At 72.1% G+C, this 12420-nt stretch carries 11 protein-coding genes; 2 read left to right on the forward strand and 9 right to left on the reverse strand.

The window, feature by feature from the left end; translation table 11 throughout:
• Positions 1-10: 10 nt before the first annotated feature.
• The 4 genes from OG199_RS06345 to OG199_RS06360 all read right to left on the reverse strand — a co-directional run bounded on the left by OG199_RS06345 (position 11) and on the right by OG199_RS06360 (position 4345).
• Positions 11-1600: a GMC family oxidoreductase N-terminal domain-containing protein gene (locus OG199_RS06345; protein WP_405828469.1), complete on the reverse strand. Its 1590-nt coding sequence runs from the start codon at positions 1598-1600 to the stop codon at positions 11-13.
• Positions 1597-2250, reverse strand: coding sequence for a DUF5987 family protein (locus OG199_RS06350; protein ID WP_405828471.1), 654 nt, complete (start codon positions 2248-2250; stop codon positions 1597-1599). The genes OG199_RS06345 and OG199_RS06350 overlap by 4 nt, the downstream gene beginning before the upstream one ends.
• Before the next feature lie 6 nt (positions 2251-2256).
• Positions 2257-2952 carry a hypothetical protein gene (locus OG199_RS06355; RefSeq protein WP_405828473.1) on the reverse strand — a complete coding sequence of 232 codons (696 nt, stop codon included), beginning with the start codon at positions 2950-2952 and terminating at the stop codon, positions 2257-2259.
• A 400-nt stretch (positions 2953-3352) separates the two neighbouring features.
• Entirely contained in the window at positions 3353-4345 is a 993-nt protein-coding gene (locus OG199_RS06360) for an Ig-like domain-containing protein (protein WP_405828475.1), read from the reverse strand.
• A gap of 324 nt (positions 4346-4669) precedes the next feature.
• On the opposite strand from OG199_RS06360, the gene OG199_RS06365 reads away from it, so the two are divergent.
• Positions 4670-5920 (forward strand): 2-isopropylmalate synthase, encoded by a 1251-nt coding sequence (locus tag OG199_RS06365; protein ID WP_405828476.1) that lies wholly within the window; start codon positions 4670-4672, stop codon positions 5918-5920.
• A complete protein-coding gene (locus OG199_RS06370; protein ID WP_405828478.1) occupies positions 5917-6609 on the forward strand; it encodes a hypothetical protein in 693 nt (230 codons plus the stop codon). Before OG199_RS06365 ends, OG199_RS06370 begins: the two co-directional genes overlap by 4 nt.
• Before the next feature lie 843 nt (positions 6610-7452).
• Here OG199_RS06370 and OG199_RS06375 read toward each other — a convergent pair.
• From OG199_RS06375 to OG199_RS06395, 5 genes are all read right to left on the reverse strand, one after another.
• Positions 7453-8553, reverse strand: a complete 1101-nt coding sequence (locus tag OG199_RS06375; protein ID WP_405828479.1) for a hypothetical protein — start codon at positions 8551-8553, stop codon at positions 7453-7455.
• Between the two features lie 250 nt (positions 8554-8803).
• Positions 8804-9805: a hypothetical protein gene (locus tag OG199_RS06380; RefSeq protein ID WP_405828481.1), complete on the reverse strand. Its 1002-nt coding sequence runs from the start codon at positions 9803-9805 to the stop codon at positions 8804-8806.
• Positions 9806-10046: 241 nt separating this feature from the next.
• The gene (locus tag OG199_RS06385; protein WP_356807882.1) at positions 10047-10919 is read right to left on the reverse strand and encodes an NAD(P)-dependent oxidoreductase; all 873 of its coding nucleotides are present in this window, start codon (positions 10917-10919) and stop codon (positions 10047-10049) included.
• Between the two features lie 7 nt (positions 10920-10926).
• On the reverse strand, positions 10927-11826 hold the full coding sequence (locus tag OG199_RS06390; RefSeq protein WP_405828482.1) for an MIP/aquaporin family protein: 900 nt from the start codon (positions 11824-11826) through the stop codon (positions 10927-10929).
• Between the two features lie 26 nt (positions 11827-11852).
• The gene (locus OG199_RS06395; protein ID WP_356807885.1) at positions 11853-12407 is read right to left on the reverse strand and encodes a carboxymuconolactone decarboxylase family protein; all 555 of its coding nucleotides are present in this window, start codon (positions 12405-12407) and stop codon (positions 11853-11855) included.
• Positions 12408-12420 lie beyond the last annotated feature (13 nt).

Genomic DNA, 12420 nt, shown 5'->3' on the forward strand with positions numbered 1-12420 from the left:
CACGGGCCCTTCAACGGCCGGGAAGCGGAACGTCGCGGCGGAGCGCGACCCCGGCGTCGGCGGCACGGGTGAGGATCGTGGCGACGGCGCGTTCGGCGAGGGCCGCGATGGTCAGCGAGGGGTTGACGGTGAGAGAGGTGGGGACGGCGGCACCGTCGGTGACGAACAGCCCGCTGTGACCGCGCAGTTCATGGCCGTCGGTGAGTGCGCTGGTGGCGGGATCGTCGCCGAGCCGCGCCGAGCCGAGCGGATGGGCCGTGACGGTGCCGGCGACGTCCTCGCTCCACGGGCGGACCCGGGACAGGCCGTCCCTCTCCAGGATGTCCCGCAGTGCGGTGTCGGCCCGGTCCCATGCCCGGCGGGTACGAGAGGTGGGACGGTAGGTCATCGTGCCCTGTCCGAGCCCTGGCGCCAGCCGGGTGAAGCCGCCGGTGAGCGGGACGCCCCCGAAGGTGCCCTCGTTGTCGTCCTCGGTCATGGCCAGCAGGGTGAGCCAGGAACGCCACCGGGCCCGCATATTGCGCTTCTCGACGCCGAACCAGGCGGGCGAACCGGCGGCCTGGGCCAGCAGGTTGGTCAGCGGAGGGAAGTAGATCTGCTGGAGGGTGAAACGGCTGTACTCCGGGGCGGTCGGGTCCAGGTGGTCGTAGGTGGCGGCGGTGATGGGCCGGCCCACGGGCAGCCCCTGGTAGGCGGACCCGTCGGGACGTGACAGCCCCAGCAGTGAGCGCGCCTTGTCCTCGACGATGTCGGCGACGCTGACGCGGTCGCCGTTGCCGGAGAAGTACCGCCCCACAGCGGCCGGGATGCCCCCGAGGAGGAGAGCGGAGCGCTGGAGGATCACGGGCGTGCCCACGGCACCGGCGGCGAGTACGACGACCCTGGCGTGGATGACGCCGGCCTGCGCGGTGCAGCTGTAGTCGTCGGGGTCCAGGACGGTGTAGCCGACGGCGTATCGATAGCCGGACAGCGGCGACGGGGTGACGGTCTGGACCTCGTGCAGCGGACGGATGTCCGCGCCGTGGGCCTCCGCCGCGGGCAGGTAGTTGAGCAGCAGGGAGCGTTTGGCGTCGAAACGGCAGCCGGAGAGCATCCAGTTGCAGTTGGTGCAGGTGCTCGTGTCGACCGCCACCGGTACGGGATTGCAGGTGTGTCCGGCCCGGCGGCAGGCGGCTGCCAGGACCCCGCCCGCGTAGGACACGTCCGGCCAGTCGGTCCGGGTGACCGGCAGGGCCTCCTCGACCCGGTCGTACCAGGGGTCGAGGACGGCCCGGGTCAGAGCGGCCGGCCACAGCCGGCGGCCGAGGCCGCCGTGGCGCTCGAAGACGAAGGACGGTGCGCGCAGCGAGGCGGCGAAGTAGACGACGCTCCCGCCGCCGACGCAGTTGCCGGCGACCACCGAGACTCCGTCGCCCTGGATCACGTCCACGATCCTGTTGTAGGTGCCGAGGCGCATCGAGTGGGTGAAGTCGGCGGCGGCCGCGCGGGGGCCGCGCTCCAGCACGGTGACGCGCGCTCCGCCCGCCGCGAGGTAGTAGGCCGGGATCGCGCCGCCGAAGCCGCTGCCGATCACCAGGACGTCCGTGGTCTGCACCGTCATGCCGGGCTCCCCGAAGCGGTCGTGTTCGGATGAAGGTCCGCCAGCGGGCGGCCGTAGGAGAATGCGGGGAAGCGCCAGAGGCCGTCCGGGTCGGGCGCGGGGAAGCGCAGCCACGCCAGTCCGGGATGGCCCTGGCCGAGGGCCTCGACGGTGTCCTGCTGTCCGGCGGTGTCGAACGCCAGCCCCACCAGCAGGCTCATCACCTGCCAGATCGGCCGGTCCAGGTCATCCGGGTCGAACAGGCCACCGAGCAGGGCGGTGCGGTCGGAGAAGGACAGGCCCACGAAAGGCGGGAGGGTGGGTGGCAGCAGGATCAGCCGGAGGGCGGCATGGGCTACGGCGCGCGCGTCCAGCAGCGCCGCGATCGCCGGCAACAGCGGTGCCACGGGCAGTTCGGGCGAGGCGAGGAGGTCGACGACACCGGCCTGTACCGCACCGGGGCCGGTGACGGCACCAGCGACCACCACGTCACCGGGAAAGCGCCGGCCGCCCGGGATCAGGGTGTCGGCGAACGCCTCGAGCGTCTGCGTCGTCCAGCTCTCGGAGGGGCCGGCCGCGTCGGCCACGGGTGAATCCAGACCGCCGGCGGACAGTCCTGCGAACGTGGCGACGAGTGCCCTGAGGATGGCTCTCCGGTCGGGTCCGGTCATGATGGATCACCCGGCCAGCGCGCAGCGCAGGTCGTAGGGCAGTGACACGGTCAGCCCGGTCTCACCCGCGGCCCGACCGTAGTCGCTCAGTGCGCGGGCGACGTCGGGGAAGAGCGGTTCGAGGGCCGTGACCGCGTCTCCGATGCCGACCGTGTGCCCGTCGACACGGAAGTTCGTCAGGCGGGCTCCGGCCCGTCCCGCCGCCTTGTCCCACCAGTACTGACCGTCCCACGCCACCCACGGCGTCGCGCCGTGCGTGGACTGCACGCTCCAGTGGTCCTTCTGGTAGTAGTGGCAGGTCACCATGGCGACGGCGAACCGGGAGGGTTCGGCCACCAGGAACCGCAGGGCCCCTCCGTCGTCGACGGTGATGTCCCGCTTGCTGTACTCCACGCACAGCGGGTCGGCGAACGTCAGCCACCACGGCGGCTGTTCCCCCTCCCCGAACTCGTGCCAGGTGCAGCCGGAGGCGAACCCCGGCTCGGTGAAGGGACCGGTGGGCGTGTCGACGGCCCCTGTGGAGCGGGTCGCCTCCCGGACCGGGTTCTCGTGGGCGACCGGGTTCTCGCGGATGACCGGGTTCTCGCGCACGACCGGTTTCGACGGTGCCGCGTCGGCGGTGCTGCTCGCGAGCAGCACCGCCGACGCTCCCAGAAGCAGCGCGCAGCCGGCTGCGGACACGCGAAGGCGCAGGGGAAACACGGGACCTCCCGTAAGCGGAGCGGGGCGAACGTCACGCAGGACCGACCGCCGTCACAGCACGCTGGGCGGGGCGGCCGGCTTACCGAGGATGGGGCACACCTACCGCCCGGTACAAGAGGTGGGTCAGTGACTGAGCCACTGAGCCTGCGGCGAGAAGGTCCGCCAACTGCGCCCCGCGTTACGGTTGTTGTGGTCCCGACCAGGTATCGCGTCCCGGCGGGGTCGTCCCCGCGGACGCCTTGGCCACCCGAATTTCCCGTCACCGTGCCGCACGCCGCGGTTGCCCACGGCCGACCCGATCACCGACTCCCGCCGTCCGGCCTACTGGACGAACCCGGGCGCACAGCGGCGGCGCGACATCGGCGAACCCGATGTCGCGCCGTTGCTGGGCGTCACAGCGTCACAGCGTCGCGGTCGTCCCCTCCCCGGAAGCGCTGCCCGCGAGCCACTGGTCCCAGCCCAGGTTGAACGCGGCGTAGCCGTTGTCGGCCGGCGCCTTGGCGCGGGGCGAGCCGGTGATGGTGACGGGGTCGCCCTGCTTCACCTGGCCGTAGAACCACTTGGCGTCCGACATCGACAGATGGACGCAGCCGTGCGAGCCGCGGGCGCTGCCGCTGCCCGGGTTCGGGTCGCCGGTCGAGTAGTGCACGTAGGTGCCGGACTGGGTGAGGTGGACGTCCCAGGGCAACGTCAGGTCGTAGTAGTTGGGGCTGCCCTTGTCGCAGCTGATACCGACACTGCAGGAGGTCATGTGGACCTTCTCCTGCTTGTCGATGACGGCCATCGTGCCGTTCCACGTCGGATACTGGGCGCTGCCCGCGTTGATCGACAGGGTGCGCACCGCCGTGCCGTTCCGGGTCACCTTCATCGTGTGGCCGGTCACCGAGACAGCCGCGCGCACGTCGTCACCGACCTTGAAGGTGTGCGTGTAAGTGCGCACGCCGTACCGTCCGTTGCCGTTGTTGACGCCCTTCATGTCGGCGTCGATCTTCACCGTCGTTCCGGAGGGCCAGTACGTCTTCGGGCGCCAGTCGGCGCGCTTGTCGCCGAACCAGTGCCAGGCACCGGCCACCGGCTGCGAGGCGCTCACCTTCATGTGCTTCTCGACCGTGGCCCGCGCCTTGGCCGCGACCGGGTTCGTGAACACCACCGAGATCGGCATGGCCACACCGACCGTGGTACCCGTCTGCGGCGTGATCGTCTCCAGCAGCATCGGCGGTCCCGCGGGCTTCGTCGGTGACGGCGAGGCACTCGCGCTCGGCTTGCCAGGCGCCTTCGCGTCGTCCCCGCCCGCCTTGTCGCTCCCGCCCCCGCCCCCACCGCAGGCACTCGCACCCAGCAGCATCACACCCGTGACGAGTGCGATCCCTATGCCACTCTTGCGCCGTCCCACGACCTGCTCCGCTCTCTCGCCCCACGACCCCGACGGGCCCGACTCAGTGTCAGACACCGGCTGAGGGGCCCATAGTTGCACGCGTCACGTAAAACGTGTCCCAAGTCTCGGCGCGCGGCCCGGACCGGGGCCGAGGCGCTCGGACCTTCCGCACGGCCCGGACCGAGCGCGCTGACCCGTTGAAGTCGTGGCCGCCCGACCGTAGGGTCCGCGGTGCGCTCGATCGTGTGAAACAGCCCGCTGTGCCTGCGGCAGGAACCCGCTCCGGGTGATCGTTCTCAGGGGCGTGCCGGGCCCGCCGTCCACGGCCCGTGAGGGAAGGGCGTGACGGTGACGGTCGATGTGGTGCGCGAGTCCGCGCGGGCGGGCCGGGTGGTGCTCTGGGAGGAGTCCCCACGGGACGGGGCGCAGGCCAAAACCCTGATGACGGGTGACTTCCGGGTGCGTCTGGCCCGTGCCCAGGGCCGGATCTTCGGTGCGGACGGCCCGCGGCACGTGGTGTTCGCCGCGGGATTTCCCGCCGTGTGCGCGGAGGAGTTCGAAGCGGTCAGGCAGGTGGCGGTGGAGGCCGGGGAGACGGTGAGCGTGTCCGCGGTGTGCCGGGGCACCGCCGGTGACGTACGCCAGGCCCTGGCCGCGGTCCGGGGCAGCACGCACGCCAGGGTCATGGTGATCGTGCCCGCGTCCGAAGCCATGGCCGGGGTGATGACCCACGGCTCCGCCGAGCGGGCGTTGACCGCCGGTGCCGCACTCGTCGCGCGGGCCAGGGACACCGACGACGGTGTCGCTGTCGATGTGTGCCTGGCCGACGCCTCCCGGGCCGATCACGCCCTGACCGGCGAGCACGCCGGGCGGATGACGGAGGCCGGCGCCGGGGTGGTGGTGCTGGCGGACACGGTCGGCGACCAACTGCCGCAGGACGCCGCGTCCATGTTCACCACCGTGCGCCGCCGTGCGGACGACGACGTGGTCCTGGCCTCGCACCTGCACAACGACCTCGGCCTCGCTCTGGCCAACACCCTCCAGGCACTGCGCGCGGGCGTCCGTGTCCTGTCCTCGTCCTGGCTGGGCATCGCCGAACGCAGCGGTATGGTCGCCACCGAGCAGCTCCTGTTCCTGCTCGCCTACCGCCCCGACCGCACCCGTGAACTCCTCGGCGACGGCCGCGCTCCGTGGTGGACCGAGCCCGACCTGACCCTGCTGCCCGGCATCGCCCGCATGGTGGCCGCCGAGACCGGCGCACCGCTGGGTGTGACCACACCGATCGTGGGAGACGGCGTCGGCACCATCTCCACCGGCACCCCGTTCGTCCATCCCCGCCTGTTCGAACCCTACGATCCTCACGCGCTCCTCGGTATCGAGCCCCGCGTGGTCCTCACGCATCTCGCGAGCGCCCGCGTGGTCACCGCCGTCGCCGCGCGGCTCGGACACGGACTCGACCCGGACCAGACCCGCACCGCGGTGGCCTGGGTGAAGTCACAGGCCTATCGACAAGGACACGCCGTGATCGACGAAACGGACTTCGGCGACTACCTCGCCCGACTGACCGTCCCCACCGCACGCACTCCGCGATGACCGCGCGGCACGCCGGCATCGTCGACGCCGTGCACGCGAGCCTGTCCCTGGGGCGGGCCGCGGTGCTGCCCAACCCCGCGCCCCTGACGTTCGTCGTCGCCGCGACCACGGCGCCCGCGGTCAACCGGGCCAAGGACCGCCCCGCCGACCAGCCCGTCGCCCTGTGGACCCATCACCCGGACACCACCGACCTCGTCCTGCGGGCGCTCGAGCTGACGGAGCACGCGGCCGAATCCGCCCGACGGCTGCTGACCGACGAGCGGGTCACGGTGCTGGCCCCGCTGCGCCACGACCACACGCCGCCCGCCTGGCTGGCCCCGGCGACCCACAACGGGTGGACCCTGCTGTTCGGCGCCCGCTGGAGCCCCCTGCGGCCGGTCCTGGACGAGTACCCCGTCCTGTACGTCAGCAGCGCCAACCGCACCGGCCGGCCACCGGTGCCGACCGCGGTCCAGGCACACGCCATGTTCCCCGGCGACGTCCCCGTCCTCGACCCGGCCGCGCTTCCCGGCACCACCCCCGACACCCCGGGCGCCCCACCTCGCGCGGCGACCACCACCCTCCGCCTGCACCCGGACGGCCACCTGGAACTGCACCGCTCCGGCGCACAGGACGCGATGCACCCCGACCCCAGCGTCTATCTGCGCCATCTGCGCGCGGCCGACCACGGGGGGCCGAAGGCCACTTGAAGAGTGACTTGTCCCGACGGAGGTGTTCGGTGGGCGAGTCGTGGACGATGGTGGGGCGTTGGTCGGAGTAGAGCCGGTGCGGCACGCCCCGTGGAGGCCCATGACCGTCCGAGTGCACTCGGCGGTGGGCTCCGTTGTGGCGCTCTGGCAGGGGACCCCTGAGGCGGTGGGCGAGAGCACCATGTCAAATGGACGGTGGACGAGGACATCGCCTGGTCGGTGAACGCCTGGGCAAGTGCGTCTGGTGCGCCTGAGGTGGGCAGACGGCGACCGCATTGCCTTTCGTGGGCGGCTGAGCCTGACGGAGGGCGGAGGGACCGTCCTCGATGTCGGCGGCGCGCTGATCCTGTTCGATCTTGCCGACCCACCGCTGCCGGAAGGCGTCGACGGGTCGTGGGTCGAGGTCCGCGTGGCACGGGGCCACGTCGCTGTACGGCCCTACGGGGTCTGACTGCTGGCGAACGTCCGGTGCCGCGCCGGTCCGGTGTGGACTCGCGGGTGACATTGGCTGCGGCCGGCGGTCATCGATCACACCCGCCGCTTCCCGGCGAGCACCACAGGCGTTCTCCCTCTCCGGCAGCCACCCGCGGCCGGAAGGCGACATGCCGGCTTCCCACCCCGACGTCTCCCACGCCTACGGCATCTTCGACAGGACGCTGCGCGGAATCCAGGATCCGGGGGCGCGACCTTCCGACGCTCTCACCTCGGGACGGCACCACGGAAGCTGAGCCGGAACCCGAGAACAGGCAGCAGATGTTCACCGCTTCGGGAGGCACCGCTGTCCGGCGCCGTTCAGTTGCGGAGCGGGTCGGAGACGGGGTACCGGCGCCTTTGGCCAGTCCGCTAGAAGAGCCCGGCACGCATGTACTGGGTGAGGTTTTCGGGGATCCCGCGCAACCACGGACCACGGACGGCCGGCAGCCGGACCAGGGTGTGCTGAAAGGCGCCCGGATCGGCCCGGAACAAGTAGCGAGGGCGCGGTGCGGGCGGGTCGTCGCGGAGGACTCCGTCGGGCATCCCGCCCGACGCGGGAACTGGCGGGTAGGGCTTGGGGAAGGCCAGCTCCAGCCACACCCCGAACGGAAGCGGCACCGGGTAGGCCGAAGCGGCCGGGCCGGCGGGTATCCAGGTCTGTCCGGTCTGCGGATGGGTCGGCACGAGGACGATGTCCGCGTCCGCGGAGGGTTGTCCCGGTCCGGCCAGAACGGCACGACGTGCCGGCGGACCCGCCGGCAGCAAGGCGTCCAGGGCACGTGGGAAAACTTCCTTGCACAGACCGTCCGGGACGGCCACCGGCTGGCCCTGCGAGGCTGCCAGAAGGTGGGCGAGTGCCCGGCCGATCGCGGCCTCCCACCGCGGGCTCCACGACCAGAAGTGGTTCGGCCCGCACCGCGACCCCCATGTGCCGATCGGCTCGAACGGAGGCGTGGGCTCCTCTTCCTCCAGCAGCTCTGCCCAGGTCGGTGATGCGGAGTCGGCGCGGCCGACGATCAGGCGGCGCACGGCGTTCGGCGCGAGCCATACCGCCTGCCAGAGTGAGCAGTCGTCGATCCGGCTCGCCACGGGCAGGTCGCACACCGCACAGGCCATGTTGGGTCCGTCCGCGCCGTCGAGGCCGCAACAGTAGCCGCCGGCCCTCTCCGGGATCAGCACGGTGCCGCGGGCGTCGCCAGGTGCGATGACGATCGAGCCGGGGGCGCCGTCGGAGAGGGCGTAGACCGGCGCGTAGATGCCGCGGGCTGCCGCCTCGTCCGGATGGATCTCCTGCCATCTCCGCCACGGCGGCCCCCAGGGCTCCGGGTCCTCAGCGAACGTGCCCGGCTCCATGAGTACCGGAAGTTGTATCCCGTTCCCGTACTTCTGATGAGCGTGTGCCGGCAGGGCGACCCGGGACAACGGGGTCGTCAGCTCGGCGCCGCATCCCCCACACACGAAAACGAACAAGTGCCCTCCGCCGAAGAATCAGGGGCATCGTCGCAGCTCCGTGGCAGACCGGCCAACGTGTTTTGGATCCACTGCGGGGACGAAGCGCACCCCGCGACGTCGAGCATCACCGTTCGAACAAGGCCATCGGCGGGAAGGCCGTCCGCGACAGTCCTCCGAACGCCCTTTCAGGAAGTGCGCGCGGGCCGTCGACGGCGGTGACCGGATCGGGGCCGGCCCTCGACGGCCCGGTGCCGCGTGCTCCTGCCGGTCAGCCGCACGCCAGGATCCACAGGAAGACGGCGACGGACCGCACCAGGTCGTCCGTCTCCTCGGTCTGGACGCGCAACGCGTCGGGCACGTGGGCCAGTTCCCAGGAGGCCGGGTCCGCGGGCTCGTGCGGCTGCGCCGCCCACAGTCGCCCGACCTCCTCCGCGCTCGTCCGCAGCCTTTCGCACGCACGGGCCGTGGCGACGAGCACCTGTGCCAGCGGACCCGGGGTTCCCTGGCTGTCGCGCGGCAGCGTGCCCGCGTCGGTGGACAGCGCGTCGGCGAGGTGGACCAGGCGTGCCGCCCGCGCCGGCCAGCCCGGCGCCCGGCCTCCCGGGACGGCGCGCGCGGCGGCCGGTTCCCGGTCCAGGCCGATGCGCGCCCCGGTGGACCGCTCCCGGGCGGTGGGCTCCCATGTCCCCCGCTCCCGGAGGTCGTCCGCCCGCCCCATCGCCTGACGAGCCAGGACGAGGGCCGCCGGCCAGTCGCCGCGCTCCCAGTCCGGCGTCGCCAGGACTTCCCGGACCCGATAGCCGACCGTCAACCGCGCCCCGGCGGACCGGGGTTGCGGGAGTTCGGGCGCGACGTGGGCCCGCAGTACGTGCCTGACCCCGGCCACCGACTCGGCGCTGCCGACCCCGATGCCCCCCATCCGGGCAGCGTCGGGCAGGGGGCCCGCCGCCAGAGGAACGGCCGCGGGGTCGCAGTAGCGCAAGGTGTCGGCCAGGAGAATCTCGTCGACCAGGATCCCGGCGTCGTGGGCGGCCCGCCACAGCAGCAGACCCACGGTGTGCGGGCCGCTCCCCCACGGCCACTTGGCACGCGGACCTGAATGCGCGTGGAACCGGCGGGGCGCCGGGGCGCCGAGGCCGCGGTCCTGCTCCTCGTACCAGCCGGTCAACAGGCCCCCCTGCCGGCAGGCCCGCTCCCATGCCCCGCACCCGTACGCGGCCCGGTGCCGCGACTCCCACCCGTCCACGTCTGCGTTCACGATCGCGTTCACCGGATGAACCGTACCGGGGACCCGTCGGACCCGGACGCCGCCTCGGCCGCCCCGAGTTCGGCGGGTGGGGCGGTTCTCCGACGGCGCTGTTCGAGGAGCGCGGTTGCCCGGTACCGCTGGCGTCATCCGGATCGTCCCGGCCGACGGCCGGGTGCGAGACCCTGTGCCGCCCCCGTGTCCCCGTGTCCCTGTGTCCCTGTGCCCCTGTGCCCCTGTGCCCCAGATGTGCGTCGGACGTGTGTCAGACATCCTGTGCGGCGAAGCCGTACCGCCACGTCGTGTGCTCGGGTTCCCAACCCCGGGAGCGGGCCAGTTCGTTGGACGCGCCCCTGGCACCGCTCTGCCGTCCGGTGCGCACCTCGGGTGCCGGCACGCCGAGGGCGGCGGCCAGGACCGGCAGCCACTGACGGCCCTCGGCCGGCTCGTCGTCCACGACGTTGACGGGTCCGGACGGCCAGTCGAGGGCGGCGACGGTGGCCCTCGCGGCGTCGGCTACGTGGACGAACGACGTCACCGAGAGATCCGCCTCGAGGTTGGCGAGGAGACGCGCGTGCGGGTCACCGGCCAGGGCCGCGGCCACGGCGCCCCCTGGTGCGTACCAGGTGCCCGGGCCGTACAGGATGCCGTAGCGCAGTGCCACACCGGTCTCCATCTCTGCCGCGGTCTCCTCCAGTGCCCGGATGCCGTCCACCATGCCTCCGCGCGGCTCGGCCGCCCCGAGATCCAGCGGTTCGGTCTCGACCGCCGGATTCTCCCCCGGTACGTACGCCCAGGAGATCGACTGAGCGACGATCCGTTTCACTCCGGCCGACTTGGCCGCGTCCACGAGATTGCGTGTGCCCTCGACGCGCAGCCGGTTGGTCGTCTCCCCGTCGGCGTCCGACAGGGCGGTGAGCTGGTGGATCACCGCGTCCGGAGCGGTCTCGGCCATCACCCGTCGCAGGCCGTCCCGGTCGAACGCGTCCGCCTGGACGGCCGACGCGCCCTGCCGTCGTACGCGCTCGGTCCCTTCGGTCGTGCGGGAGATTCCCGTGACCTGATGTCCTTCTTTCACCAGCAGGGGTACCAGGAGGCGGCCCACTGCGCCGGTCGCACCGGCAACGAGGATGTTCATGGGCGGATCAGTCCTTTCGGTCGGACACGCTTACATCTTGTACGGATGGGGTGGGGACGGCCCGCGGGGTCGGCACGCGAAGGGCGGCACGCCCCTGCACGGCGAGGGTGGCGACACCGTCCTCGCCCGACGAGTCGGTACTCGCCGCCACCCGCGTCGCACCTGACGGAAGGCGGCGCCGGAGCCGGAGCCGGCCGAGGAGGCGGTCGAGCCAGGCGCCGAGCGCGGCTCCCAGGATCGGGGCCACCAGATAGATCCACAGGTCCTCGGTCCGCCCGGCGAGCACGGCGGGCCCGAGCTGGCGGGCCGGGTTGACCGAGCCCCCGCTGCGGGTGCCGAGCAGCATGATCACCAGCGCGACGGACAGTCCGATGGCGTACGGCAGCAGGCGTGAGAAGCGGGTGTGGGCCAGGAGGAACCCGACGACGAGGACGATGGCCGCCATGCCTCCCACCTCGGCGAGGAACACGGACGCAGGCTGCCAGGTGGGCGCGGGCCCGATCGCGGCGTAGTCGACCGACGGGAGGGTGACCGGGCGACCCCACACCAGACGCGCCAGGCCCGTCCCCGCGGCGGAACCGGCGAGTTGGGCCAGCACGTAGGGCAGCACGCTGCGTCCCGGGAAGGCGCCCATCAGCCACAGGGAGACCGTCACGGCCGGGTTCATGTGTCCTCCGCTGCGCCTGCCCTGCGGGGTCAGGATGAGCACGGTGAGGACGGTCCCGCTGAAGGCGCCGATGACGGTGATCGCGACGTCGAGGTCGGCGACGCACAGGACGGAGCCCGGATCGCGCAGCCACCGTACGGCCGTCACCGCGAGGAACAGCAGGACGGTGGCGAGCACGAACTCGTCGACGGCACGGGCCCGCGACAGCCGGTGCGCGAGAGCAGGAACGGTACTCACCATGATCTCCTTCGCGTGCGGGTGTCCGGTCAGGTGGCGGGGGTGTAGTGACCCGGGACGAGCCGGGTGGACACCCCGAAGCGGTTCCAGGCGTTGATCGTCGTGATCGCGACGATGAGACGGGCCAGCTCGCTCTCGTCGAACTCCGCCGCGGCCCGCGCGTACACCTCGTCCGGCACGAAACCGTCCGTGAGCACGGTGATCGCCTCGGTCAGTTCGATCGCCGCGACCTCCTTGGCCGTGTAGAAGTGCTTCGACTCCCGCCAGGCGTCGAGCTGGAGGATCCGCTCCGCCGACTCGCCCGCCGCGAGCGCGTCCTTGCTGTGCATGTCCAGACAGAAGGCGCAGTGGTTGATCTGGGAGGCGCGGATCTTGACCAGGTTCAGCAGGACGGGCGCGAGCCCCCGCTTCGCGGCCGTGTCCAGGCGGACCATGGCCTTGAACGCCTCCGGCGCGAGTTCCGCCCAGTCCAGGCGGGGCGTGTGCTCGGGAAGACGGTCAACGCCGTCGAGGCTGTCGGTGTTGTTCTGGTTATCCGGGTTATTCCGGTTATCAAGGCTCTCGCGCACTTCGTTCGTGTTCATGACTGCAACGCTA

Source organism: Streptomyces sp. NBC_01176 (assembly GCF_045039825.1).
GTDB lineage: Bacteria > Actinomycetota > Actinomycetes > Streptomycetales > Streptomycetaceae > Streptomyces.